27 protein-coding genes are annotated in these 23,580 nt (G+C 63.1%); 22 read left to right on the forward strand and 5 right to left on the reverse strand.

Translation table 11 applies throughout. The features are described 5' to 3' along the window. Entirely contained in the window at positions 1-1,200 is a 1,200-nt protein-coding gene (lptF, locus tag NKK52_RS04170) for an LPS export ABC transporter permease LptF (protein ID WP_023672737.1), read from the reverse strand. 32 nt (positions 1,201-1,232) lie between these two features. Here lptF and NKK52_RS04175 point away from each other — a divergent pair, with 32 nt between their 5' ends. From NKK52_RS04175 to NKK52_RS04185, 3 genes are read left to right on the forward strand one after another with little or no spacing between them, the layout of a single operon-like run. After that, on the forward strand, positions 1,233-1,526 hold the full coding sequence (locus NKK52_RS04175) for a hypothetical protein (protein WP_155921583.1): 294 nt from the start codon (positions 1,233-1,235) through the stop codon (positions 1,524-1,526). A gap of 49 nt (positions 1,527-1,575) precedes the next feature. After that, on the forward strand, positions 1,576-3,066 hold the full coding sequence (locus NKK52_RS04180) for a leucyl aminopeptidase (protein WP_023695590.1): 1,491 nt from the start codon (positions 1,576-1,578) through the stop codon (positions 3,064-3,066). An 8-nt stretch (positions 3,067-3,074) separates the two neighbouring features. Beyond that, the gene (locus tag NKK52_RS04185; RefSeq protein ID WP_023672739.1) at positions 3,075-3,524 is read left to right on the forward strand and encodes a DNA polymerase III subunit chi; all 450 of its coding nucleotides are present in this window, start codon (positions 3,075-3,077) and stop codon (positions 3,522-3,524) included. Positions 3,525-3,530: 6 nt separating this feature from the next. Here NKK52_RS04185 and NKK52_RS04190 read toward each other — a convergent pair whose 3' ends face one another. Beyond that, entirely contained in the window at positions 3,531-4,127 is a 597-nt protein-coding gene (locus NKK52_RS04190; protein WP_023685696.1) for a T6SS immunity protein Tdi1 domain-containing protein, read from the reverse strand. Positions 4,128-4,328: 201 nt separating this feature from the next. On the opposite strand from NKK52_RS04190, the gene NKK52_RS04195 reads away from it, so the two are divergent. The 8 genes from NKK52_RS04195 to NKK52_RS04230 are packed head-to-tail and all read left to right on the forward strand — an operon-like array spanning position 4,329 to position 10,964. Then, positions 4,329-5,270, forward strand: a complete 942-nt coding sequence (locus NKK52_RS04195; protein WP_245263167.1) for a 3-oxoacyl-[acyl-carrier-protein] synthase III C-terminal domain-containing protein — start codon at positions 4,329-4,331, stop codon at positions 5,268-5,270. Then, positions 5,267-6,271, forward strand: a complete 1,005-nt coding sequence (locus tag NKK52_RS04200) for an NAD-dependent epimerase/dehydratase family protein (RefSeq protein ID WP_023685698.1) — start codon at positions 5,267-5,269, stop codon at positions 6,269-6,271. Before NKK52_RS04195 ends, NKK52_RS04200 begins: the two co-directional genes overlap by 4 nt. Next, a complete protein-coding gene (locus NKK52_RS04205; protein WP_023685699.1) occupies positions 6,268-7,092 on the forward strand; it encodes an MBL fold metallo-hydrolase in 825 nt (274 codons plus the stop codon). Before NKK52_RS04200 ends, NKK52_RS04205 begins: the two co-directional genes overlap by 4 nt. Then, positions 7,089-8,345 carry a F390 synthetase-related protein gene (locus tag NKK52_RS04210; protein WP_023685700.1) on the forward strand — a complete coding sequence of 419 codons (1,257 nt, stop codon included), beginning with the start codon at positions 7,089-7,091 and terminating at the stop codon, positions 8,343-8,345. The genes NKK52_RS04205 and NKK52_RS04210 overlap by 4 nt, the downstream gene beginning before the upstream one ends. Beyond that, entirely contained in the window at positions 8,342-9,475 is a 1,134-nt protein-coding gene (locus tag NKK52_RS04215; RefSeq protein WP_352628299.1) for a GNAT family N-acetyltransferase, read from the forward strand. Before NKK52_RS04210 ends, NKK52_RS04215 begins: the two co-directional genes overlap by 4 nt. Next, positions 9,472-10,329 (forward strand): Rieske 2Fe-2S domain-containing protein, encoded by an 858-nt coding sequence (locus NKK52_RS04220; RefSeq protein ID WP_023685702.1) that lies wholly within the window; start codon positions 9,472-9,474, stop codon positions 10,327-10,329. The genes NKK52_RS04215 and NKK52_RS04220 overlap by 4 nt, the downstream gene beginning before the upstream one ends. Positions 10,330-10,381: 52 nt before the next feature. Continuing rightward, a complete protein-coding gene (locus NKK52_RS04225) occupies positions 10,382-10,669 on the forward strand; it encodes a type II toxin-antitoxin system RelE/ParE family toxin (protein ID WP_023672746.1) in 288 nt (95 codons plus the stop codon). Between the two features lies 1 nt (position 10,670). Continuing rightward, positions 10,671-10,964: an addiction module antidote protein gene (locus tag NKK52_RS04230; RefSeq protein ID WP_023672747.1), complete on the forward strand. Its 294-nt coding sequence runs from the start codon at positions 10,671-10,673 to the stop codon at positions 10,962-10,964. 58 nt (positions 10,965-11,022) lie between these two features. On the opposite strand, the gene NKK52_RS04235 is transcribed toward NKK52_RS04230, so the two are convergent. After that, complete coding sequence (locus tag NKK52_RS04235; protein ID WP_352628304.1) at positions 11,023-12,180, reverse strand: ATP-grasp domain-containing protein; 1,158 nt, start codon at positions 12,178-12,180, stop codon at positions 11,023-11,025. Between the two features lie 182 nt (positions 12,181-12,362). On the opposite strand from NKK52_RS04235, the gene NKK52_RS04240 reads away from it, so the two are divergent. From NKK52_RS04240 to NKK52_RS04260, 5 genes are all read left to right on the forward strand, one after another. Then, entirely contained in the window at positions 12,363-12,977 is a 615-nt protein-coding gene (locus NKK52_RS04240) for a hypothetical protein (protein ID WP_023684715.1), read from the forward strand. Between the two features lie 7 nt (positions 12,978-12,984). Beyond that, positions 12,985-13,833 (forward strand): 23S rRNA (adenine(2030)-N(6))-methyltransferase RlmJ, encoded by an 849-nt coding sequence (locus NKK52_RS04245; RefSeq protein ID WP_023684716.1) that lies wholly within the window; start codon positions 12,985-12,987, stop codon positions 13,831-13,833. A 192-nt stretch (positions 13,834-14,025) separates the two neighbouring features. Further along, positions 14,026-14,574 (forward strand): MarR family transcriptional regulator, encoded by a 549-nt coding sequence (locus NKK52_RS04250; RefSeq protein ID WP_084634010.1) that lies wholly within the window; start codon positions 14,026-14,028, stop codon positions 14,572-14,574. Continuing rightward, positions 14,562-14,984, forward strand: a complete 423-nt coding sequence (locus tag NKK52_RS04255; RefSeq protein WP_023684718.1) for a VOC family protein — start codon at positions 14,562-14,564, stop codon at positions 14,982-14,984. The genes NKK52_RS04250 and NKK52_RS04255 overlap by 13 nt, the downstream gene beginning before the upstream one ends. Before the next feature lie 202 nt (positions 14,985-15,186). Continuing rightward, complete coding sequence (locus NKK52_RS04260; protein ID WP_023684720.1) at positions 15,187-15,633, forward strand: hypothetical protein; 447 nt, start codon at positions 15,187-15,189, stop codon at positions 15,631-15,633. A gap of 96 nt (positions 15,634-15,729) precedes the next feature. Here the strand turns inward: NKK52_RS04260 and NKK52_RS04265 are convergent, their stop codons facing one another. Continuing rightward, entirely contained in the window at positions 15,730-16,353 is a 624-nt protein-coding gene (locus tag NKK52_RS04265) for a TetR family transcriptional regulator (protein ID WP_031203075.1), read from the reverse strand. A 62-nt stretch (positions 16,354-16,415) separates the two neighbouring features. Here NKK52_RS04265 and NKK52_RS04270 point away from each other — a divergent pair, with 62 nt between their 5' ends. The 3 genes from NKK52_RS04270 (at position 16,416) to NKK52_RS04280 (ending at position 18,851) form a co-directional block, all read left to right on the forward strand. Continuing rightward, entirely contained in the window at positions 16,416-16,943 is a 528-nt protein-coding gene (locus NKK52_RS04270; protein WP_023684722.1) for a DinB family protein, read from the forward strand. A 581-nt stretch (positions 16,944-17,524) separates the two neighbouring features. After that, the gene (locus NKK52_RS04275; protein WP_023673454.1) at positions 17,525-17,914 is read left to right on the forward strand and encodes a hypothetical protein; all 390 of its coding nucleotides are present in this window, start codon (positions 17,525-17,527) and stop codon (positions 17,912-17,914) included. 340 nt (positions 17,915-18,254) lie between these two features. After that, complete coding sequence (locus NKK52_RS04280; RefSeq protein ID WP_023684723.1) at positions 18,255-18,851, forward strand: glutathione S-transferase; 597 nt, start codon at positions 18,255-18,257, stop codon at positions 18,849-18,851. A 63-nt stretch (positions 18,852-18,914) separates the two neighbouring features. Here NKK52_RS04280 and NKK52_RS04285 read toward each other — a convergent pair whose 3' ends face one another. Then, positions 18,915-19,565, reverse strand: coding sequence for an outer membrane protein (locus tag NKK52_RS04285; protein WP_023684724.1), 651 nt, complete (start codon positions 19,563-19,565; stop codon positions 18,915-18,917). Positions 19,566-19,976: 411 nt separating this feature from the next. Between NKK52_RS04285 and NKK52_RS04290 the strand changes: the two genes are divergently transcribed. From NKK52_RS04290 to pgsA, 3 genes are all read left to right on the forward strand, one after another. After that, the gene (locus NKK52_RS04290; protein ID WP_023684725.1) at positions 19,977-20,741 is read left to right on the forward strand and encodes an SDR family oxidoreductase; all 765 of its coding nucleotides are present in this window, start codon (positions 19,977-19,979) and stop codon (positions 20,739-20,741) included. After that, complete coding sequence (gene uvrC, locus NKK52_RS04295) at positions 20,738-22,813, forward strand: excinuclease ABC subunit UvrC (RefSeq protein WP_023684726.1); 2,076 nt, start codon at positions 20,738-20,740, stop codon at positions 22,811-22,813. The genes NKK52_RS04290 and uvrC overlap by 4 nt, the downstream gene beginning before the upstream one ends. A 170-nt stretch (positions 22,814-22,983) precedes the next feature. Further along, positions 22,984-23,580 (forward strand): CDP-diacylglycerol--glycerol-3-phosphate 3-phosphatidyltransferase, encoded by a 597-nt coding sequence (gene pgsA / locus NKK52_RS04300; protein WP_023673449.1) that lies wholly within the window; start codon positions 22,984-22,986, stop codon positions 23,578-23,580.

Raw genomic sequence — 23,580 nt, forward strand, 5'->3', positions numbered from 1 at the left:
TCAGGCTCCCTGGCCGGATGTGTAGCGCCGATTGAGGCGCAGCTTGAGCGCCGTCCAGCCATCGCTGACGCGGCCGGCGAAATTCGTCATCCAGTCGGCCCAGCTGCCGGGCAGTTCCATGCTTCGCGAGGTGACGATGAACCAGATGGCGACCGCCGAGGCGATGACCGGCACGCCATAGACCATATAGGCGTATTGCGGGATCTTGTCGGCCTTGCCGGCGGCAAAGAAGCCCAGCCAGCGCACGAACAGCGCAATGGCGATGGCTGTGATCAGCGGGTGGATGCGCGCCTCGCGGTGTGAGCGCGCATCGCCTGCCACGGCCAGCGCGATCAGCGCGAACACCAGCGAATAGGACCATTCGGAAAAGCGCTGGTCGAGCTCGGCCTTGTAGGCGCCGGGCCTGCGCTGGAAGATCTTGTCGTTCGGATCCGGGTTGAGCAGGTATTGCGTCGTTCGGTCCTTGGGCAGGAGCATGATATCGTTCGCCGCCGACATGAAGGCGGAAAGGTCGAAGGCGTAGGACGTGAAGCGAATGACCGACAGGTCGCCGGTCAGCGTCTTGCGATGAATGACGCCGTCATTCATCATCAGCACCTTCTCGTCACCCTTTTCGACGACGCTGCCGCTCTTGGCATAATAGATCAGATTGGCGCCTTCCTCGCGCGAATCGGCCACGAAGATGCCGCCGAGCCGGTTGTCCGGCAGCCGCTCGCCTATCTGCAGGAACAGCCCGTCGTCGATCTTGCGGAACGTGCCTTCCTGGATGATCAGCGACAAGAGATCGGCGCGCGAGGATGCTATCAGCTGGCGGTTCTTCTGCCTGGCATAGGGTTCGACGCCATTGTCGACCGCGAAGGAAAAGACGCTGGCCGCCAGCGCGATCAGCAGGACCGGCCGCACAATCGTCCAGCGCGAGGCGCCGGCGGCGTTGATGACGGCCAATTCCGAATCGGAGTTCATGACGCTGAGCGTCTGGGCCACCGCCACCACCAGGGCGAATGGCACCACGATCGGGATGATGGTGGGGATGATGAGGCCCGCGACCTCGAAAAAAGTGAGCGCCGATTGGCCACTGTCGGTGACCAGGTCGATGCGGGCAAGCACCTGCGTCGTCCAGACAATGGCCAGCGTCCAGATCAGCGCAGCGAGAAACACCGCCAGTGCGCGACGCATGATGTAGCGTTCAACGACCTTCATGTAAGGCTTTTCTCGATTTGCCGAACGGCATCATGCCCGCCGACAAGGTAGTCGTCCGGCTGCGGCTGTACAACTGGGTGCGTTTGGCCATTTCTTTCAGGCGGTTCGATCCGATTCTCCGTCCCACATCGCCCGTTCCGCAGGCCGGAGTGTCGGCGGCAATGAATAAGAAAGGGAGAACATCAATGGTTAACAAAAGGTTGCGGCAGGAAAGCGGAGCCGTGCCGCGACGAATCGTTATCGATTCCGCTGCGCATATGAGCCCTGATTCCGGCAAAGTCTTGCCAAATCAAGGAAAACGACCAAATGTCGCGCATCTTCCCTGAGAATGCATTTTTCCTGAAAATCTGAGCCGTTTCCCGAAAGCAGGACCTGATGACTTTGAGACCATTGATCGCCTTCGCCAAATTTGCCGCACCCAAAAAGGGCAGCATCATCGTGCTGGCGGCCGACGATGGTGGTCTTGGCGAACCGGCAAAGGCCTGCGACCCCTCAGGAACGCTGGCGCGGGCGTTTCCGGTGGCGGAGTTTTCCGGAAAATTCGCCGGTGTCGTCGAAGTGCTGGCGCCGCAGGGAACATCGCTCGACCGACTGGTGGCGGTCGGCGCCGGCAAGGTCGCCGGCCTCGATGACTTTGCCTGGCTGAAGCTTGGCGGCACCATCGCCGCGTCCCTGCGCAAGGCAGCGGAGGTGGCCGTCATCCTCGATGTGCCGGGCGCAAAGATTGGCGGCAGGCAAGCGGCGAACCTTGCCGCCGGCATCATTCTTCGCAGCTACTCCTTCGACAAATACAAGACCAGGAAAGACAAGGACGATGCCGAGCCGAAGAAACCGGTCAAGGTGACCATCCACACCGCCGATCCTGCCGCGGCGAAAAAGGCCTTCGCCGACGAGGTTGCGGTCATCGACGGCGTGCTTCTGGCGCGCGACCTTGTCAACGAACCGGCCAATACGCTCGGCCCGATCGAATTCGCCGCCCGCGCCAAGGAACTGGAAGCGCTCGGCGTCGAGGTCGAGATCCTCACCGAGAAGGAAATGAAGAAGCTCGGCATGGGCTCGCTCCTCGGTGTCGCGCAGGGTTCGCCGCGCGGCGCCCGGATGGCTGTCATGCAATGGAAGGGCGGCAAGGCCAAGGACGCACCGGTCGCCTTCGTTGGCAAGGGCGTCACCTTCGACACCGGCGGCAATTCTATGAAGCCGGCCTCCGGCATGGAAGACATGAAGGGCGACATGGGCGGTGCCGCGGCCGTCATCGGGCTCATCCAGGCGCTGGCCGCGCGAAAGGCCAAGGCCAATGTCGTCGGCATCGTCGGGCTGGTGGAAAATGCCGTCGACGGCCATGCCCAGCGCCCCGGCGACATCGTCACCTCGATGTCGGGTCAGACCATCGAGGTGCTCAACACCGATGCCGAAGGACGCCTCGTTCTGGCCGACGCGCTGTGGTATTGCAACGACCGCTTCCAGCCGAAATTCATGGTCAATCTGGCGACGCTGACCGGCGCCATCATGGTCGCGCTCGGCCAGCATTATGCCGGCCTGTTCTCCAACAATGACGAACTTTCGGACAGGTTGACGGCGGCCGGCCAGGCGAGTCAGGAGCGGCTGTGGCGCATGCCGCTTGGGCCCGAATACGACAAGCTGATCGATTCCAAGAACGCCGACATGAAGAACATCGGCGGCCGCTATGGCGGCGCCATCATCGCCGCGCAGTTCCTGCAGCGCTTCGTCAAGGAAACGCCGTGGGCGCATCTCGACATCGCCGGCACCGCGATGGGCTCTCCGCCGAGCGAGATCAACCAGTCCTGGGGCTCGGGTTTCGGCGTCAGGCTGCTCGACCGGCTGGTGCGCGACAATTACGAGGGATAAGGCAGGGAATGGCCGATGTCCTGTTCTACCACCTGACCGAATCGACGCTGGAGGATGCGCTTCCCGGCCTGCTCGAGCGCAGCGTCGATCGCGGCTGGCGCGCCGTGGTGCAGACAGGGACCGAGGAGCGGCGCGATGCGCTCGACCTGCATCTGTGGACATTCAGGGACGATTCGTTCCTCGCGCACGCGACCGACCGTGAAGCCCATCCGGCCGAACAGCCAATCCTGCTCACCACGAGCGACGCCAACCCCAACCAGGCGCAGATACGCTTCCTCGTCGATGGCGCCGCACCCGCCGATCTCGCCGGCTACGAACGCGCCGTGTTCCTGTTCGACGGCCATGACGCGGCCCAGGTCGAAGGGGCGCGGACGCATTGGAAGGTGTTGAAAGAAGCGGGCCACGCTGTCACCTACTGGCAGCAGACGCCCGACCGTCGCTGGGAGCGCAAGGCGTAAGTCGCGTTATCGGTCGCTGATCGTAACCTTGTTTATCTTCGCGCCCTGCGGGAGATCTTTCACCTGCCGATGGATTTGGCCGGCGATATGCACCTTCACAACGAAAAACGTCGTTTCCATCTCTCGCAGACTCATTTCGCCGCCAAGCACCGGCGGCTTCTTGAAATCATAGCATTGGCCGGCTGCCGGAATCAGTCCGTTCTTCCGGGCGGCAACGACAAGGCCCGCCAGCAGCAACTCGTCGCGGCGCGCTTCATTCTGCAAGTCGGCCTGAAATTCCGCCCAATGACCCGCAATTCTGGTCAATTTCCCGTCGAGCATATCGAGATGACGAACCGACCCGTCGCCGGCACGGAAAAATATGTCGCCGAAAGCTGACACCGCAGCTGGTTCAAGGCCATCCAGTCCGATCCACTTCCAGCCGTCCAACGCTTCCGCGACTTCGTTCGCAGGTGGTTCGATAAAGAGGAACTGATAGTCATGGGGCCATTCGGCTCTGATCAAGCCCCCTGTATTGGCTCTGTTGGCCTCGGCTTTTCCTTCCTGTCTGGCGTCGGACGCGCCAAAAATTGAAGAAATAAAGCGGAAAAAAGATCTGGCCATAATCGCCCCCGTACGGGTCTTTATACGTGCGAGAGATTCTAGCCGCAATCCACTGAAGGCTCCATAGTTCCCACGCATTCGTCTTGATGATGGCCATCACATTGGATCCGTTTTATGGATTGACTGGATGCAGGCTCATTGGGCGGGCTGAGAATGCGGATCAGGATCATCGGAACCGGGCGGGCCGTGCCGGCTCGATGCGTGACGTCGCGCGCCCTCGATGCGCGGCTGGGGTTTGGCGATGGACATTTCGAGGCCGCGACCGGCGTCATCGAACGCTATGTCTGCGACGCCGAATCGCAGGTCGACCTTGCTTGTGCCGCAGCCCGTCTGGCGCTTGCCGATGCCGAACTTGAGGCAGGCAGTGTCGATCTGGTCATCGGCGGTTGCGGCGTGCCTTACCAGCCGTTGCCGTCGACGGCGCCGCTGGTCATGCAGCGCCTCGGCCTTGCCGATGGGTCGGCGGCCGCTTTCGACGTCAACAGCACCTGCCTGGGCTTCCTCACAGCCTTCGAGACCGCGTCGCGCCTGATCGAGGCCGGGCAATGCCGGACGGCGCTGGTGTTCTCGTCTGAAATCGCCTCGCGCGCGCTGCCGTGGCAGGACCAGCCGGAAATTGCGGCCCTCTTCGGCGATGGCGCGGCGGCCGCCGTGCTGCAACAGGCAGCCCCTGCCGAGGGTCGAGTCGCGGCCAACCTGATGCGCACCTACCCTTCCGCCTATGCGGCCTGCAGCATCGGCTCCGGCGGCACCCGGTTCGACTTTCATCGTGAGCCTGAGGAATTTGCCCGCCACAGCCTGTTCCACATGGAGGGTAAGGAACTGTTTCGCGTCACGTCACGCCATTTCAACGGCTTTGTAGCGGAGTTGCTCGATCGCGCCGGCTGGCGGCACGACGATGTCGACCTCGTCGTGCCGCATCAGGCAAGCCCTTTCGCGCTCGCCCACATGGCGCGCCAGACGGGCTTCGCCAGGGAAAAGCTCGTCGACATCGCGGCGCGCTACGGCAATCAGATCGCCGCTTCCATCCCCTTTGCGCTCGACGTCGCGCGCCGCGAACAACGCATTGTGCCCGGCGCCAAAGTGCTGTTCCTCGGCACCTCGGCCGGCGTGTCGTTCGGCGGCATGGCGCTGGAAGCATGACCGTGGGACGCGTCCTCGTCACCGGCGCTAGCGGCTTCCTCGGCGCGCATGTCATGGCGCGGCTGGCTGCACTGGGCACACCGGCGCTGGGTCTTGGCAGGGACGCCAAACGCTGCGCGGCGCTCGAAGCCGCTGGTCATCGGGTCGTTCGGCTCGATTTGTCTCAACCATTCGATGCAGCTGCCGCGCGCGCTCTCGACGGCGTCGATGCGATCATCCACTGCGCGGCACTTTCCGCGCCCTTCGGCAGGTTGGCGGATTTCCAGACGGCAAATGTCACAGCTACCCGCAACCTCAGCGATTTCGCGCGCGGGCAAGGCGTGCGCCGCTTCGTCCATATCTCCAGCCCGACGGTCTGTTTCGCCTATCGCGACCAGCTCGGAGTTTCCGAGAATGCGGCCTTGCCCCCTCCGGTCAACCACTATGCCCGCACCAAGCGGCAGGCCGAGGAGATCGTGCTGGCGGCGCCTGAGATCAGCCCGGTGGTGCTGCGGCCGCGCGGCCTCTACGGTCCCGGCGACCGCACGCTGCTGCCGCGTCTGCTGCAGGTGGCACGGCAGCGCCCGCTGCCGCTGTTTCGCGACGGCAAGGCGCGCATCGATCTCACTTATATAGAGGATGTCGTCGATGCGGTGCTTGCCGCGCTGTCCGCCGGCAGCGCTGCCGAGGGACAGATATTCAACATCTCCGGCGGCGAAGTGGTGCCGGTCCGCCGCGTTGCCGAGGCGGCCTGCGCCCGCGCCGGCGTGCAGCCGCGCTGGCGAAGAATGCCGCTCTGGCCCGCCATGCTGGCGGCCGGGATAGCGGAGACGGTAGCGAATATATTGCCCGGCCGCCCGGAACCGCCGGTGACGCGCTACGGTCTTGGCCTGTTCGCCTATGCGCAGAGCCTCGATCTTTCCAAGGCAGGCCGCATCCTCGGCTGGGCGCCGAAAGTGTCGTTCGAGGAAGGGCTCGATCGCACATTCGGCAAGGCGATGGAAAGCAGGGGGGCAGCGTGAAGATCGTCTTCGCCAACAGCGCCTCTGTCGGCGCAGCCGAGCGCCTGATCCTGCGCGGCGGCAGCTGGGCGAAGGTCAGGCTACGTGTCCGCTACGGCCTGATCATGCATCCGCAGGCCGGCCCCGTACTGATCGATACCGGCTACACGCCGCATGTGACACAAGGCAGCGAGCGCAGCACGGCGCTGCGTCTTTACAGTGCGATCCTCCGGCCCCAGCTCAACGAAGCCGAGCAGCCGCTCGCGGTACTGGCGCGCTTCGGCCTGTCTTTGCAGGATGTGCGCACCGTCATTGTCACGCATTTCCATGCCGACCACATGTCGGGCCTGTCGCTGTTTCCCAACGCTCGGCTTATCGCCAATGACACCGCCTGGGCGCGGGCGAAGGCCAAGACTTCCCGGCAGAATCTGCGCCATGGCGTCTTCAAGGAACTGTTCCCGCCCGATTTCGAGAGCCGGCTCGACGGGCTGTCGTCGAAGCGGCGGATCGAACCTCGCGGCGGCGTGCCAGGCGGCGCCGATCTGTTCGGCGACGGCAGCGTCATCGCAGTCGATCTGCCCGGCCATGCCGATGGCCAGTTCGGCCTTTCGTTCCCAAATCTGGAGCGGCCGCTGCTCTACGCCGTCGACGCGCAATGGTTGTTCGCGGCCCTTGTCGAAAACCGAACTCCCGGTCTGCCGGCAACCCTGCTGGCCGAGGATGCCGCCGCGATCGAGCCGACCAGCGTAATGTTGCGCCGGTTTCTGGCGACCGGCGGCGAGGTTGTTCTTTGTCATGATCCGGCGGTGACGGCCTACGATCTTGCCGGAGAGAGCGCATGAACGGGCCGACGGAAGCGGCCCGTTCGTTTGTGTTGACGCAATGGCTCTCGCGCAAGAGCCGTGAGAATTTCGAACGCTGGCAAGGTCATGCCTTGCGCCGCTTTCTCGACCGCGACCTGCCGCGCGCGCCGTTCTACGGCAAGACGCCGCGTCATCTCGGCGATCTGCCGGTGACCGACAAGGCGACGCTGATGGGCAATTTCGAGCGCTTCAACATCCGCGGCGTCTCGGCCGCCGAGGCCTGGAAGGCGCAGGCAGGCGATGGCCGCATTGGTGAACTGACAGTCGGCGCCAGCACCGGCACGTCGGGCAATCGTGGCCTGTTCATCATTTCCGAAGCGGAAAAATACCGCTGGCTGGGCACCATCCTGGCCAAAGCAGTGCCCGATCTGCTCTGGCGCCGGCAGCGCGTTGCGGTGATCCTGCCGCAAAACACCGGGCTCTACGATAGCGCGCGCAAATCGCGGCGTATCGACCTGCGCTTCTTCGATCTGACGCGCGGTCCGGAGAGCTGGCGCGGCGCTCTCGAAGGTTTCGCGCCGACGGTGATCATCGCGCCGCCGAAGATGCTGCGGCACTTCGCGGCCGAGGGCTTTAGGCTCAAGCCGCAGCGTGTCTTCAGCGCCGCCGAAACGCTCGACCCGGTTGACCGGCCGGTCATCCAGGCATTCTTTGGTCGTCAGCTCGACCAGATCTACATGGCGACGGAAGGGCTGTTCGCCGTCACCTGCCCCCAGGGCGGGCTGCATCTGGCCGAGGATTCGGTGTTCTTCGAGTTCGAACCGGCCGGCGACGGCCTGGTCATGCCGCTGATCACCGCCTTTCGCCGCCGGACCCAGATCATGGCGCGCTACCGGATGAACGATCTGCTGCGGCTGTCCGAAAAGCCATGCCGCTGCGGCTCGCCGCTGCGCACGCTGGACGAGATCGTCGGCCGCATGGACGACGCTTTCCGGCTCGCCTCGCCGCACGGGCAGCTCCTCGTCACGCCCGACATACTACGCAATGCGGTGCTCAAGGCCGACCGGCGCATCGACGATTTCCGCCTGGTCCAGACCGCTGCCGACGTCATCGAACTTAGCCTTGCGCCCGAGCTCGCCGACGAAGCCGCCACTGCCGCGCATGCAGCCGTGCGAACGCTACTGGCCGCGCGCCAGGCGACGGTGAGAGTCAGCCTCCTGCGCAAGAGCCTGCCGCTGGAGACCAGCCGTAAACTGCGCCGTGTAGAATGCCGACTGGGGATGAGGACGTGAATCGGCCTGCCGCATTGCCAGTCGCTCAACTGGACCAGGTTGAAAACAACCCGCGTGAGGTCGAAGCCTTCGTTCAGCTTTTCAACGAGGTGCCGGTGCGCGACCTCGTGCGCAATCTGACAGTGGCTGTCGAAACCTTCGAGATCGCCGGCCGCTCCTTTCCGCTGACGCTGAACGACAGAAGCGAAGCGCCGAACTGCTACATCTGCTGCCCGTCCAGCGCCTATATCGACTATGCCATCGACGAGACCCGCAATTTCGTCTCCTCGCCCTTGCTGCAAAAAACGATGCGGATGCTGATCGGCCTGTGCGCGCCGCTGGTCAGGATGAGCGGCCTTGACCATCAGGTTCAGGTCAACAACTGGCTCTATTCGACCAATCCGGTGCCGCTGCTCGATCGCAACGCGGTCGCGGCGATGCGCGACGATCTCACCGCGCGTTTTCCCGATCGCGCTGTTCTCATCCGCTCCCTGAACGAGATCGCCGATCCCTCGACAATCGCAGTGCTGAAGGCGGAGGGTTTTCGAATGCTGGCGGCGCGGCAGATCTACATCTTCGCCGGCCGCGGTTCGGCCATGACCAACGACATGAAGCGCGACCGCAAGCGGCTGCGCACGACGCCGTTCGAGCGGGTCGGCAATGGCGACTTCACCGAGGCCGACTATGCGCGCGCCGAAGCGCTCTACCGGATGCTCTATCTCGACAAATACACGCCGCTCAACCCGCACTACACCGCCCGCTATATCGGCGAGACGCACCGTCGCGGCATCCTGCAACTGGCAGGCCTGCGTCGTCCCGGCGGTGAACTGGTCGCCGTCGCCGCTTTGTCTCAGAACGGCAGGACACTGACGCAGCCCATCGTCGGCTACGACACCGGCCTCCCGGTGAGCGAAGGCCTTTACCGCATGATGATGGCGCTGGCTCAGGATCATGCGACGGCGCACGGCCTGTTCTTCAACATGAGCGCCGGTGCCGCCGCCTTCAAACGCTTGCGCGGCGCCGTGGCGACGGTGGAATACAACGCCGTCTATGCTGCCCATCTGCCGCGCCGCCAGCGCGCGGCAGTGCGTATCATGGAATCTGTGCTCGCGAAGATCGGCATTCCTCTGCTCAGGAGATTTGAACTTTGAGCGAAGCCCGGCAGCAAAAAGACAAAGACTATTGGCAGGCGGTAGTGCGGTCTGCCGATATCAAAGCCAAGCCGAAACGCATCCTGTTCGATGGCACGCCGCTGGTGCTGTTCCGCTCGGCGCAGGGGATTGCAGCCCTCTTCGACCGCTGCGCTCACCGGCTTGTCGAACTGTCGACCGGCAAGGTCATCAGCGGCGAGATCGAATGTCCCTATCATGGCTGGCGCTACAATGGGGAAGGGCGCTGCACCGCCATTCCCGGCCATGTCGGCGACGTCCCGCATTACCGTGTCCGCCGCTACAGCGCGATCGAGCGCGACGGCGTCGTCTTCGTCTCGGCAGGCACGCCCCAGGGCGAGCCCTATCGCCACCTCGTGCGCGTCGAGGTGACCGGCGGCAAGGGCTGGGTCGAAAGCTGCTACACCGGCGAGAACCGCCAACAGGGGCTGGTCAGCCGGCTGCTGGAAGGCGAGCGCGCCAGGACCATCGGCCGTTACCGCCATCCCGGCATCGTCGAACTCGAATATTGGGGCAAGGGCGGCCTGGCACTGGCGACCACTTTCCATTTGCGTCAGGCGGACGAACGGACCGTCGAAGGCGTCGGCTGGCTCATCGGCCCGCGACAGGGCCTGTTCGGCGAACTCAAGGCGCTTGCCTTCCGGCCGCTCTTTGCCTTTGCCCTGCAGCAGGATCGCCGTGTACTGAAATCGGCCAGCGACAACGCCCGTATACCGCCGCAGGTTCAGCCGGCGACCGGCCCGCTGGATTTCCTGCGCCGCGACATAGCGGCGATCATCGACGGCAAGATGCCACCGGCGGCGGCAGAGCCGCGGGTGCACCAAATCGAGTTGTAATCTAAAGTTCACGGCACTTGATTCCAGTTCTGCTGTAAATTATAGTTCACGGATGATCGAAGTTCGATCCACTGACGAATTCCGAAAATGGCTCAGAGGGCTCACGGACATTCGCGCCGTAAAGAAGATCACCCAACGGATTGTCCGCGTTCAGGCTGGGCTGTTGGGAGATGCCAAGTTCTTCGATGGCATAGGAGAATTGCGCGTAGATTACGGTCCGGGATACCGCGTGTACTTCGTCCGGCGCGGCAACACGGTCATTATCCTGCTCTGCGGCGGTGACAAAGGCTCGCAGGACAGGGACATCGGAAAAGCCAGGAAAATGGCAAAGGAAGTTTGATATGACCCTCAGAACCACACCATTCGACGCCGCCGAATATCTTGATGATGCTGAGTCTCAAGCCGAACTGCTCGCTGATGCGTTCGAGACCGGGGACGCGACTTATATTGCGCACGCCCTCGGCATTGTCGCGCGCGCCCGCGGCATGACAAGCATAGCGAAGGACGCCGGCGTGACCCGAGAGGCACTCTACAAGGCGCTGAGCGAAAAGGGCGATCCGCGCCTCAGTACATTGCTGGGCGTAACCAAGGCGCTTGGCCTGCAATTGTCCGCAAAGCCAGTTAATCCCGTTTAGGCAACCTTAGCAGGACTTACGCACTCAGCTGAAAACCGGAAGTTCCGCTTCAACTCGACTAGTCCTGCTCCGGCCCATTCCACTCGATATCGCGCGTCGACGCAGCCTGAAGGCTGATGCGCTGGCGCAGTGCTGTCCCGGCGATCTCGGCCAGCGTGCGCCACTGCGCCCGCTTCGGCGCGGGGTCGCCCGGCCAGTCGAGCAGCTCATCGGCATCGTGCATCGCCTGGCGAAAGCTGCCGAGACCACCGGAGCGCAGTGCCGCCGGCATCCCGTAGATCCACATCGCCAGCCTCACCGTCTGCGGCGCCGTCACGTCGGGCTTCACCTCGGCGCCATCCTCCAGGACCGCGTCGGCGAAGCGCCGCGGATCGCGAAAGAAGTGCAGGCCGCTCACGGCGCGCGGATTGCACTCCAGTGGCAGCACCGTGCCGTTATTCTCGCGCATCAGGTCGAAGGAGATCTGGCCGGTCCAGCCGGCGCCGGCGACGAAGGTTTCGACGAAGCGCCGGGCAGCCGCATCCCCGACTGGCTCGAAACAGATGCCGGCGCCCATGCCGGCGCGATAGAGCGAACGGTAGAGCGCCAGCGCTTTGAGTTCACCCTCGATCGCCACCGCATAGGCGCTGATCTCTTCACCGGTGATGTAGCGCTGCGCCACCCAAGGAGCGGCGGGCGAGGGGCGGACGGCGTCGAGTTCGTCCGGCGATGGCCGCAGCAGTACGTCACGGGCAAAACGCGACCACACCGGTTTGAACACCAATTCGCGCGATTGGCCACGAACGCCGTCGAGATCGGCCTCGCTTTGCAGCAGTATCGTTTCCGGCACGTCGAGCCCAAGGCTCTGCGCCAGCCGGATGAAGGCATGCTTGTCGTGAACGCGGGCGAGCATCGCCATCTCTGGTGCGAAGAGGCGGGCCGGCATGGCGCGGTGCTGCCAGAGACGACCGAGATAAAAGACTTCCTCGCAGGTCGGGATAACGAGTTCGATGCCTTCCGCGCGGACAAGCGCTTCCACCGCCTTGGCATAGGCGTCGGCGGCAAAGCGCGGCGGCGGCAGGCGATGGTAGGCGGCGCAGGCCGTGCTCGCTGCGGCGATCGGCCGGGCCGGGCTGTCGGCCAGGATCACCCGGCGACCGGCGCCATGCAGCAGCCGCGCCAGGTGCAGCGCCACCGGCGCGCGGGCACCGGTGATCAGCACGGTGCTATTGGGCATGAGCCACCGGCATCGGTTGGAAAAGACGAGTCGATGCTTCTGCGGAAGGCTTCATTCGCCATAAGTGCCACATGGCTTGCGTGCCGCCAACGGACTCCACAAAGGTGGCTCCGCTGCGTCAGCCATCGCTTTTTGGCCTTCAGGGCGTTATTGGCAATCTGTCGAACACCCGGATCTCCTCAATGCGCTTTCTGTTTGTCCTGATACTGCTTGCCGGCGCCGCCATTGGCTTCGTGTATCCCTGGGCCATGAGCAATTTCTCCGGCCACGAGATCGGCACCTGGCGCGTCTACGACCAAGGACGGTTTAGGCCTGTGACGGTGACGCTGAAAGCTGGCGACGCGCCGGTCAGAGTGCTGGTCGACCTGACGGCAAAGGCCGAGCGCATTGTCTCGCAGCAGCGCACCGTGCTGACGCTGACTGCCGCCACAGCCGGGCGCACGGTGCTTGCCTCGACGCTGCAATTCAACCACGCCGACAATCCGCGCCAGGTCAGCCCGCAACTGCCCGACAAGATCTTTCGCGACGAGGCCGGCGTGATCGAAACCGTCAGTCCCGGCGCCTATCTCTTCACCGCCGGCCCGGGCGACGCCGACGATATCCCGATACGCGCAGTGGATCTGATACTGCGCTCCGGCGCCGGTGAGATCGATCAACGCGCACGGCCGGTTGGCTATGGACTGATGGCCGTCGGCCTGATCGGCTTCCTGCTTACTCTGGCTTTCGGCGGTCGCCGGCCGGAGAACCCGAACTCGAAGCCGCCACCGCCGCGTTGGGGCAGAGGCTCCTCGACATGAGCGCGGCATGAACTACCGTCACGCCTATCACGCCGGCAATTTCGCCGACGTCGTCAAGCATGTCGTGCTCAGCCTTCTGCTCGACTATCTGAAGCAGAAGGACAAGGCGTTCCGTGTCGTCGACACTCATGCCGGCATTGGCCGCTACGATCTTTCGTCGGCGGAAGCGCAAAAGACCGGCGAATGGCAAGGCGGCATCGGCCGCCTCATCCACGCCCCGATCGAAAAATCGGCGGCTGCGCTGCTTGCCCCCTATCTTGAAGCGGTGCGTTCGCTCAATCCCGATGGCGGGGTGAAGAAATATCCGGGCTCGCCATTGATCGCCAGGCACCTCATGCGAAAGCAGGACCGGTTGTCGGCGATCGAACTGCACGGCGCAGATGCCGCCAGGCTGAAGACGCTGTTTGCCGGCGATTTCCAGACAAGGGTGATCGAACTCGACGGCTGGCTGGCGCTTGGCGCGCATCTGCCGCCAAAGGAAAAGCGCGGCCTGGTGCTGATCGATCCGCCGTTCGAGGAAGCCGGCGAATTCGACCGCCTGGTCGACGGCATGCAGAAAGCGCACAGGCGCTGGCCGGGTGGCATCTACGCGCTGTGGTATCCGATCAAGGATCGCAAAGCGATCATCGCCTTCCGCAAGGCGCTCAAGCAATCCGGCGTCCCAAAACTGCTCGACATCGAGTTCGAGATCCGGCCGGCATCGCGTGAACCAAGCCTCGACGGCAGCGGCATGGTGGTGGTCAACCCGCCCTTCACGCTGGAGCGCGAACTGCGCATCGTGCTGCCGGTCCTGCACAGATTGCTGGCGGTCGAAAAGCCGGCGCACTGGTCGCTGGAATGGCTGGCCGGGGAGTAGCGACGCTTCGCAGCGGGCGACGCCCGCGGCAAAGACACAAAGTCGCTAGAGGTTTTGACGGTGGCGCCATCCGCGAATGCTCAGCTGTGTTCAACGAACCGAAACCATGGAGATGCACATCTAATCGGCTCGGCGTTGACGCTAATCCCAGAATCAGATAGATAGATATCTAATTATTAGATTTCGAATCGAATGCCAAGATCGACAGAAGAGGAACTAGTCAACGCGATAAGGCTTCGCGATGTCGCGCTGGCAGGATGCCGTCGAAACGTTCGATGGGACCGTCGCCGAAATCTATGTGCTGAGCGCTGCCGAGCGCCGCTGTCTCGGTGCGATCAATCACGGCCGGCGGGGCCGGCAAACCTCGTAGCGAGGGAGACAAATCTCACGCCGGCGGCGGTCACGACGTTGATCGACCGGCTGGAAAAGCGCGGCTTCGTCAGCCGTCAGCCGGATCCGATGACAGGCGCAAGGTCATGGTCGCGGCGGGCAAGAAGACCGAGGAACTCGTCCGGCGCTGCTACCATCCGATCCTCGAGGCGGGCGCCGCATTGCTCGGCGGCCGAGATGCAGTTTTTGCTCGGCTTATCAAGAGGTCGAAGCGATGCAGAAGGCGCAGACCGAGAGGGTGCGCGGCAAAGCAAAACCGGTGCGTTGAGAGAAGGCATCGGAGGATGGTCCGGCGAAACGCCGGTCCGGTTTCAAGTGTGTACTGTCAAGGAGACCCTATGCCCCGCATGATCTTCGTCAACCTGCCCGTCGCCGATCTCGCTGCGTCGATGGCCTTCTACAAAGCCCTCGGCTTCGACAACAACCCGCACTTCACCGACGACACCGCAGCCTGCATGGTGCTGAGCGAAACGATCAACGTCATGCTGCTCACCCACGCCAAATGGCGTCAGTTCACCGATCGCCCCATCCCGCCGGCCACCTCGAGCGAGGTCATGCTTGCCGTGTCCTGCGACAGCCGCGCGGCGGTCGATGCGATGAACGAGGCGGCGGCGAAAAATGGCGGCGCCGCCGACATCAACGCCCAGCAGGATTATGGCTTCATGTACAATCGCAGCCTGGCCGATCCTGACGGCCACGTCTGGGAAGCGATGTGGATGGACCCGGCCGCCATACCGCAGGGCGACGCCAAGCAAGGCTGAACCGGGTTTCGGCGGCCCGCCGGCCATGGGCAGGCCGCTTTTCCTAATGGGCAAGGCGAGCTTTTTCGAAGGTCAGGACGTGGTTTCGCAGCTTCGCACCGGCAAAACCGGTTGCGGAGCGGGAAACCATCGTCAGGGCGACCGCTTGACCGCGCGCCGCCGAATCCGCAAAGTGGGCGCAGTCGACCTTTGAGAGGCTGCCATGACTCGCTTTGCCAAATCCGCTCTTGCTGCCCTGATTTCGCTTTGCACGCCGCTGGCCGCACCCCTCGGCCAGCCAGCACAGGCCGCCGACCTTTCCGTCTATTCCGACGAGGACAGCGGCGTTTGCGGCGAGGCCTGGGTGCTAAGCAAGATCTCCAGCCGCTTCTCCTACCAGGTGCATCACGTGCCGCATCTGCCGGATGTTTCGATCACAGATTTCCAGCGCATCCACCAGCATCGCTATCTCCCGGCCAGCGAAGAATGGCCGATCGGCCGCCGCTATTGCGGCGCCACCGTCAGCTTTTCCGATGGCCGCGCCCGCACCATCTGGTACTTGATCGAGGAAGGCCAGGGTTTTGCCTCGATCGGCGACAATGTCGAATTCTGCGTCTCGGGCTTCGACCGCTGGATGGTCTACAACGGCCGCTGCCGCGTCCTGCGCTAAGGTCGGATAAGAACCGCCGTTGAACCTGCCATCTCCCGCAAGGGGGAGATCTGATGTCGCTCCGGTTTCGCCAATCTCCGAACTGCTGCCGCTGCCTCACACCGCCTTCCCACCAGACACGTAAGCGCAGATCAGCTCGACCAACTGCTTCTGCAGCTCCGGCGCGTCGAGCATGTCTCGCCGCGCGGCATTGTGGATGACGCCCTCGACCGCTGAGGACAGCACCCGGGCCACGGTCTCATTGTCCTTTCTGCGCCTGCGATATTGCGCCACCGCCGCCGTGTAGTGATCGAGATAGCGCGATTGGAACGAGGCATGGGCGGCGCGTGAGCCGCGATCGCCCGGCGCCTCGTCGAGCAGCACCTGATGCAGCGTCGGATGGATGCTGTGCGCATCGATCATGCCGCGCACCAGCTCCTGCGCGAATCGCTTGAGCGGCTTGTCGCCTTCTGTTGATTCGGCGATCACCGACAGCACCTGATCGAAATGTCGCCGGCGAATTGCTTCGACCAGCGACAGCTTGTCGGGAAAATATTGATAGAGCGAGCCGATGCTGACGCCGGCCGCATCGGCCACCTTGTTGGTGGTGAAGCCGGCCCAGCCGAGCGCGCTCAGAACATGAGCACCGGCTTCGATGAGCGCCTCGACCGTCGCTCTCGAACGCGCCTGGCGCGGCTGCTTGCGCATGCGTGAGCGCGGCTTTGCAATGCGAGTAGACATGTCTGCTCCAGCAGCCAAGAATATAGATAACATACTCACATTTTTTGCAAAGGATATAGACCATGGACGCGCTGGATTTGCTCCGCAGCCTCTTCGTTTATCAAGCCTGGGCGAATGGTGAATTGCTGGAGAAGCTTGCGGGCCTCAACCAGCAGGAGCATATCGATCAGCGCCACACGGCGACCCGTCTCATCAACCACAACCTTGTCGTATCGAAGATATTCGCCGCGCATCTTTCCGGCACGCGTCATGGCTATGCGTCCGACAACACCGAGGACACACCGGCACTCGATGAATTGAGCGCTGATGTCGCTGCGATGGATCGTTGGTATCTCGACTATATCGAAGCCGTCTCGCCAAAGCTCATGTCAGAGCCTGTGCCTTTCACCTTCACCGACGGCGACAGGGCGATGATGTCACGCCAGGAAATGCTGACACATGTCGTCACGCATGGCGGCTATCACCGCGGCGAGATCGGGCGGATCCTGATGCAGATCGGCATTGCGCCGCCGTGGGATACGTTTGCCGTCCACCTCCACCACGCCGAGCCTTCGCGCCGGCTGCAGGTGCGCGAACGGGTTGGCGCTTAGGGGCCTGCACCCCTTGGCTTCCAAGGGATCGCGGCTTCCCGGGAGGAGGATTCCCCGATCTTTCGTTTCCCATTTCCGTTGGGCATCTCTTGCGCCGAAGCTGGCGATCTCCCTTCTCGTCTGGGAAACGTCCAACACAACAGGCTGTCCCTTCAAGTACTGTCTTTCCTGGCTTCCATCCAACCACTTTCGATGTACGAGTAAAAAGCTCGCGTTTAGTTTAGTGCTGTTCCTGCAACCGTGGGGATGAAGCAAGATCAGCCTCTGCGGTGCGATGATTGTTGCCATCCGATAGGCCGCCGATGACCGCGTGAGATCGACGGCGTTGCAAGAGAATGTGAGCTTGACGAGAAGAACGTGTGAGTCGCGATATCAGAGATTTCTCTCGCAATAGTTCGCTGCGAAGCGGGAAGATTCTTTGCCGATTTCTGCGCCGATCATTGCGATCATGCTCTCAGCGTAACCGAAACTTAATCTGCAAAATTCTATGTAATGCTTCGCTGGCTAGATACGCACGAGTCAGATATGCATTAGCTCGCCGGGTCACTCACGGCCATCGGCACAAACGCAAGGGGCATCGCATGGCAAAGACCACGACGAAGGCGCCGGCGGCGAAAGCGCCGGCAAAGAAAGCGGCACCGAAAGCTGCCGCGAAACCTGCAGCAGTAAAGAAGGCAGCACCGAAGGCAGCGGCAAAGCCGGCTGCCAAGGCAGCGGCAAAGCCGGCAGCTAAGGCAGTAGCAAAACCCGCCGCCAAGGCAGCAGCGAAACCCGCCGCCAAGAAGCCGGCCGCCAAGGCTGTGGCGAAGCCTGCTGCGAAGGCAGCAGCCAAGCCCGCCGCCAAGAAGCCGGCAGCCAAGGCAGCGGCAAAACCCGCCGCCAAGGCTCCGATGAAGGCCGCCGCCGCCAAGTCGACGGCCGCTGTGAAGAAGGCTGCACCGGCCAAAAAGCCAGCCGCCAAGAAGAAGTAACAGCGGTCCATCTCAAAGCTCCCGGGAACTTTGCCGACTGGCAGATTCCCGGGAGCTTTTTTGTTGTGATTTAGGTCTCGTTTTGATCCACGTCGTTCTCTCGCAATCGACGCCAATTCTATGCGACATGCATTGGCGACTTCATTGTCGGCGGATTGGCCGCCTGGTTTTGCCCTTCTGGCAGTTGCCCCTCAGGGAAGATCGGCCAACACTAAGGCGGTCGCATCCGATGGGGTTCAGGCGACGCGCTCTAGACCTTTGTTTTACGCGCGTCGTTCTCAAGACCGGAACCGCATTTTTGAGCGACATGCACTGGCCGTCCGAAAACAGGAAACCGATCATGCCGAAGCTGCTCTACGCGCCCTCATCCCCCTACAGTTCCAAGGTGCGCATGGCAGCACTCCATGCCGGCATTGCCGTCGAGCTGGTGCCGGTCAAGACCGAGGACAAGCCTGCTGAACTGATGTCAGCCAATCCTCTCGGCAAGATTCCGGTGCTGGTGCTCGACGACGGCCGCTCGATCCACGACAGCCGCGCCATCACCCAGCATCTCAACCGCGCTTCGAAGAGCCTGTTGTTGCCGCGCAATGCCGACAAGCGCCTCGAGGCCGAAGTGCTGGAGGCGCTGGCCGACGGCATATGCGACTGCGCGCTGTCGATGGTCTATGAGCGGCGCACGCGTCCGGAGGAGATGGTCTATCAACCCTGGCTCGATCGCCAGTGGACCAAGATCACCGCCGCACTCGATTTCCTCAACGCCAATCCGCCGAAGCTGCCGAAGAAGATCACGCTTGGCCAGTTGGCGTTGCGTGCCTGCCTCGGCTACCTCTCTCTGCGCTTCGCCGGCAAATGGGAAAAGGGCCGCGGCCGCCTGACCCGCTGGGCAGCGCGTTTCGATGAGAAGTTTCCGGGGCTGAAGGTGGCTGTGCCGGCCTGACGGGCGAAACAAAAAAAGCCGGGCGCGAGGCCCGGCTTTCTTGTGTCGTGGCTTGAACGACAGTTAGAACTTCATACCGACGCCGAAGGTGACGCGGTTGTCGCTCTCTTTGACCTTGGTGCCGACACTGTCGAAGCTCTTGGAACCGAAGTCGGTGTAGCGGTACTCGACACGGCCGAACACATTGTCGGTGATCTTGATGTCGGTGCCGACGCCGGCCGTCCAGCCGAGCATGGTGTTGCTGTCGCTGTCGCCGGGGACCGAGACCTTCTGGTTCTTCAGGGCGCCGCCGCCGGTGCCGTAGAGCAGGATTTCCGGGGTCACGGCGTAACCCAGACGGGCGCGCAGCGAGCCTTCGAAGCCGCCCTTGGAATTGACGCCGCCGCTGTCACCCTTGACGCCGTTGTAGCCGAGATCGGCTTCAGCACCGTACACGAAGTTTTCCTGCTGCCACTGGTAGCCGCCGAAAACGCCGCCGACAAAGCCCTTGGTCTTGATGTCGGGGCCGCCGTCGTGGACTTTGGCATGACCGCTGAAGCCGTAGCCGGCGCTGAGACCGGCATACGGGCCGGCCCAGGAAGCGACGGGGAGCTCGGCGATCGGGGCTGGCGCCGGGGGCTCTTCCGAGACGACATCGGCAGCAAAAGCGGTACCGCTGAGGGCGAAGAGCCCGAGCGCAACCGCGAGCGGCGCGAATTTGAGATTGGTTTGCATTGTTGTTTACTCCTTAAGCCACAAGACACGTAGGCTTGTTTGTCCTGAGCGCCATCAACCCGTCCGGGGGGTGAAACGGATCTGGCACTCAACGGTTCCGAATGTCGTGTCAAAATGCGGCGGCAGCGAACCTGAAAATGGGTCATTCCCCGGCACGAATGAGGCCGAAGCTTGACGTTGCATCTTCGCAACAGCGAAATGTCAGTACGCAGGCGATGCTGCACTGCACTCGGCTTGGTGCAACGGGTTCAGCGTCCTATATTGCGGTCCTGCCGACCCGAATCCGGGGCGGTGCCGGCGGCGAAAAAGCCGTTTCGCCACATTCCTGCCCCAGGTGGAAACGGCATTTAACCCCTGGACGCGTCACAATGTGCCGCTAGCCGAATTGAGGCGCAGATTGAGGATTGACAGATGATCGAAGCCGCCGGAACGGCGCTGGTGACGGGCGGGGCGAAGCGGATCGGCAAGGCGATCGTCGAGGATCTGGCCGCGCACGGTTTTGCCGTCGCCATCCACGCCAACCGCTCGACCGCCGAGGCCGACGCGCTGGCTGCGAGCATCAGGGACGGAGGCGGCCGCGCCGGCGTGGTAGCCGCCGATCTGACCGACATGGATGCGGTTGGCGATCTCGTCGGCCGCGCCGCGGCAGCGCTCGGCCCGGTCACGCTTCTTGTCAACAATGCGTCGCTGTTCGTCGACGATAGCGTCGAGGACTTCGACTGGGCGGCATGGGACCTTCACTTCGCCATCCATGTGAAGACGCCGGCGCTGTTGGCGCAAAACTTCGCCCGCGCCTTGCCGCAAGGGCAGGAGGGGCTGATCGTCAACATCATCGACCAGCGCGTCTGGCGGCCGACGCCGCGCTATTTCTCCTATGCGCTGTCGAAGTCGGCCTTGTGGACGCAGACCGAAATGCTGGCACAGGCGCTCGGTCCGCGCATCCGCGTCAACGCCATCGGTCCCGGTCCGGCGCTGAAGAATGCCCGCCAGGACGATGATGATTTCCAGAAGCAGGTCGATGGCCTGATTCTGAAGCGCGGCCCGCAATTGGCCGAATTCGGCGCCACCATCCGCTATCTCTGGGAGGCGCGCTCGGTGACCGGCCAGATGATCGCGCTCGACGGCGGCCAGCATCTTGCATGGCAGACGCCGGATGTGACAGGCATGGTGGAATGAGTCCCGCAGACCAGAAACACAAGACGCGCGCCGGCGCCGCCGACGATATGCCGCCCGACATCGAGCTTGAGGATGAAGCGGTCGAGGAGATCGTCGAGCCCGAGGCCACCGGGCCCGATGTCGCCTTCACAGCGATAGACTGGCAGCCGCATGCCAGCGACGCCGACGGCATGGTCGGCGCGGAGGTCATCCAGACACTGGTCAAGCGGCTGCCCAATGCGCCCGGCGTCTACCGCATGATGAACGCTGCCGGCGACGTGCTTTATGTCGGCAAGGCGCGCAGCCTGAAGAAGCGGGTGACCAACTACGCGCAAGGCCGGTTCCACACCGCCCGCATCGGCCGCATGGTGCGCGAGACATCGACGATGGAGTTCGTCGTCACCCGCACCGAAATCGAAGCGCTGCTGCTCGAGGCCAATCTCATCAAGCGCTTGCGGCCGCGTTTCAATGTGCTGATGCGGGACGACAAGTCGTTCCCTTACATCCTGTTGACTGGCGATCACGTCTCGCCCGGCATCTACAAGCATCGCGGTGCGCGCTCGCGCAAGGGGGACTATTTCGGACCTTTTGCGTCGGCCGGCGCGGTCGGGCGCACCATCAATTCGCTGCAGCGCGCCTTCCTGCTCAGGAGCTGCACCAACTCCTTCTACGAAAACCGCACCCGGCCGTGCCTGCTCTACCAGATCAAGCGCTGTGCCGGTCCCTGCACCGGCGAAATCTCGCATGGCGACTATGCCGAGCTGGTCAGCGAGGCGAAGGATTTTCTGTCGGGCCGCAGCCAGAAGGTGAAGACCGAAATCTCTGCCGCCATGCAGCAGGCCTCGCAGGAGCTCGATTTCGAGCGCGCCGCCATTTATCGCGACCGGTTGGCTGCACTGTCCCATGTGCAGAGCCATCAGGGCATCAACCCGGCCACGGTCGACGAGGCCGATGTCTTTGCCATCCATCAGGAGGGCGGCCAGGTCTGTATCCAGGTGTTTTTCTTCCGCACCGGCCAGAACTGGGGCAACCGCGCCTATTTCCCCAAGGCCGATCCGGCACTGGAGGGGGCGGAAGTGCTGGGCTCGTTCCTGGCGCAGTTCTATGACGACAAGCCGACGCCACGGAACATTCTGCTGTCGCGAGGCGTCCAGGATCAGGAACTGCTGGCCGAAGCGCTGTCCACCCGCGCCGGCCGTAAAGTGTCGATCTCGGTGCCGCAGCGCGGCGAGAAGAAGGATTTGACCGACAACGCGCTGCAGAATGCCCGCGAGGCGCTCGGCCGCCGGCTGGCCGAAACCTCCACGCAAGGCCGGCTACTCGCCGGCTTTGCCGAGACCTTCGGCCTGCCGAAGCCGCCGGTGCGCATCGAGGTCTATGACAATTCGCATATTATGGGCACCAACGCCGTTGGCGCCATGGTCGTCGCCGGGCCGGAAGGGTTTGTGAAGAACCAGTACCGCAAATTCAACATCCGCTCGACCGAGATCACGCCCGGTGACGATTTCGGCATGATGCGCGAGGTGATGGAACGGCGCTTTTCGCGGCTGCTGAAGGAACATGGCGATGTCGTTCCCGACGACGCGGCAGCCGGTGGAGCAGGCGACGACATCGAAGAAGACATCTCCGGCAGCTTCCCGGCCTGGCCCGACGTCATCCTGATCGATGGCGGCCAGGGCCAGATGAGCGCGGTGCGCAAGATCCTCGCCGACCTCGGCATCGAGGATCGCGTGGCGGCCATCGGCATCGCCAAGGGCCAGGACCGCGATGCCGGCCGCGAGCGTTTCTTCGTCAGAGGCAGGGACTCGTTTTCGCTGCCCGTCCGCGATCCCGTGCTCTATTTCGTCCAGCGGCTGCGCGACGAGGTGCATCGCTTCGCCATCGGTTCGCACCGCGCGCGGCGCAAGAAGGAATTGGTCAAGAGCCCGCTCGACGAGATCGCCGGCATCGGTCCCGGCCGCAAGCGCGCGCTGCTGCTGGCCTTCGGCACTGCGAAGGCGGTCAGCCGCGCGGCAGTCGAGGATCTGGTCAAGGTCGACGGTATTTCAGAGCAGGTCGCCAAGCTCGTCTACAATCATTTCCATGAGAGCTGAGCGCCGGTGACGCCGCTGTCCCGATCAAATGGCAGCAGCCGTTCTTTTCTCGCAGGCCACTCGAATCCCGGCAATCGCGCGCTATTTTCGTCTGGCCAATCGAATCTCGCCTGTTGACCCCCTACATCCGGTTCTGATTTGAGTACGCAGGCAGAAAGAGTCCCTGAGATATGGCCAAGCGCGCGTTCAACCTGCCTAATATGCTTACCTATGCCCGCATCGTCGCGGTGCCGCTGGTGGTGCTGTGCTTTTTTCTCGAGGGGCATCTGAAATCGAGCGACTTCGCCCGCTGGTCGGCGTTGATCATCTTCCTGCTGGCTTCGATCACCGACTATCTCGACGGCTATCTGGCGCGCGCCTGGCAGCAGACGTCCAACATCGGCAAGATGCTGGATCCGATCGCCGATAAACTGCTGGTCGCCACCTGCCTGCTGCTGCTCGCCGCCGACACCGACCGCCATGCCGGCATCGCAGGCTGGTCGTTGTGGGCGGCAATCATCATCCTGTGCCGCGAAATCCTGGTTTCGGGGCTGCGCGAATATTTGGCGGCATTGAAAGTCTCGGTGCCGGTGACGCAGCTCGCCAAATGGAAGACCGCCATCCAGATGGTCGCCATCGCCTTCCTGCTGGCTGGGCCTGCCGGCGACAAGATCTTCCCGCTGACCACGCAGACCGGACTGGTGCTGCTGTGGATCGCAGCCCTCGTCACGCTCTACACCGGCTACGACTATTTCCGCGCCGGCCTCAAGCACATCATGGACGAGTGA

Origin of the sequence: Mesorhizobium sp. C277A, from assembly GCF_040324395.1 — a bacterium.
Classification (GTDB): domain Bacteria; phylum Pseudomonadota; class Alphaproteobacteria; order Rhizobiales; family Rhizobiaceae; genus Mesorhizobium.

Excerpts from the sequence above, each read along its gene's own strand:
- NKK52_RS04275 (WP_023673454.1), top strand. The coding sequence starts at position 17,525 with ATGGCAAAGACCACGACGAAGGCGCCGGCGGCGAAAGCGCCGGCAAAG.
- uvrC (WP_023684726.1), top strand. The coding sequence starts at position 20,738 with ATGAGTCCCGCAGACCAGAAACACAAGACGCGCGCCGGCGCCGCCGAC.
- NKK52_RS04290 (WP_023684725.1), top strand. The coding sequence starts at position 19,977 with ATGATCGAAGCCGCCGGAACGGCGCTGGTGACGGGCGGGGCGAAGCGG.
- NKK52_RS04270 (WP_023684722.1), top strand. The coding sequence starts at position 16,416 with ATGGACGCGCTGGATTTGCTCCGCAGCCTCTTCGTTTATCAAGCCTGG.
- NKK52_RS04250 (WP_084634010.1), top strand. The coding sequence starts at position 14,026 with ATGCCAAGATCGACAGAAGAGGAACTAGTCAACGCGATAAGGCTTCGC.
- pgsA (WP_023673449.1), top strand. The coding sequence starts at position 22,984 with ATGGCCAAGCGCGCGTTCAACCTGCCTAATATGCTTACCTATGCCCGC.
- NKK52_RS04225 (WP_023672746.1), top strand. The coding sequence starts at position 10,382 with ATGATCGAAGTTCGATCCACTGACGAATTCCGAAAATGGCTCAGAGGG.
- lptF (WP_023672737.1), bottom strand. The coding sequence starts at position 1,200 with ATGAAGGTCGTTGAACGCTACATCATGCGTCGCGCACTGGCGGTGTTT.
- NKK52_RS04175 (WP_155921583.1), top strand. The coding sequence starts at position 1,233 with ATGCCCGCCGACAAGGTAGTCGTCCGGCTGCGGCTGTACAACTGGGTG.
- NKK52_RS04260 (WP_023684720.1), top strand. The coding sequence starts at position 15,187 with ATGACTCGCTTTGCCAAATCCGCTCTTGCTGCCCTGATTTCGCTTTGC.
- NKK52_RS04210 (WP_023685700.1), top strand. The coding sequence starts at position 7,089 with ATGAACGGGCCGACGGAAGCGGCCCGTTCGTTTGTGTTGACGCAATGG.
- NKK52_RS04245 (WP_023684716.1), top strand. The coding sequence starts at position 12,985 with ATGAACTACCGTCACGCCTATCACGCCGGCAATTTCGCCGACGTCGTC.
- NKK52_RS04180 (WP_023695590.1), top strand. The coding sequence starts at position 1,576 with ATGACTTTGAGACCATTGATCGCCTTCGCCAAATTTGCCGCACCCAAA.
- NKK52_RS04285 (WP_023684724.1), bottom strand. The coding sequence starts at position 19,565 with ATGCAAACCAATCTCAAATTCGCGCCGCTCGCGGTTGCGCTCGGGCTC.
- NKK52_RS04265 (WP_031203075.1), bottom strand. The coding sequence starts at position 16,353 with ATGTCTACTCGCATTGCAAAGCCGCGCTCACGCATGCGCAAGCAGCCG.
- NKK52_RS04190 (WP_023685696.1), bottom strand. The coding sequence starts at position 4,127 with ATGGCCAGATCTTTTTTCCGCTTTATTTCTTCAATTTTTGGCGCGTCC.
- NKK52_RS04200 (WP_023685698.1), top strand. The coding sequence starts at position 5,267 with ATGACCGTGGGACGCGTCCTCGTCACCGGCGCTAGCGGCTTCCTCGGC.
- NKK52_RS04235 (WP_352628304.1), bottom strand. The coding sequence starts at position 12,180 with ATGCCCAATAGCACCGTGCTGATCACCGGTGCCCGCGCGCCGGTGGCG.
- NKK52_RS04280 (WP_023684723.1), top strand. The coding sequence starts at position 18,255 with ATGCCGAAGCTGCTCTACGCGCCCTCATCCCCCTACAGTTCCAAGGTG.
- NKK52_RS04185 (WP_023672739.1), top strand. The coding sequence starts at position 3,075 with ATGGCCGATGTCCTGTTCTACCACCTGACCGAATCGACGCTGGAGGAT.
- NKK52_RS04230 (WP_023672747.1), top strand. The coding sequence starts at position 10,671 with ATGACCCTCAGAACCACACCATTCGACGCCGCCGAATATCTTGATGAT.
- NKK52_RS04255 (WP_023684718.1), top strand. The coding sequence starts at position 14,562 with ATGCCCCGCATGATCTTCGTCAACCTGCCCGTCGCCGATCTCGCTGCG.
- NKK52_RS04240 (WP_023684715.1), top strand. The coding sequence starts at position 12,363 with ATGCGCTTTCTGTTTGTCCTGATACTGCTTGCCGGCGCCGCCATTGGC.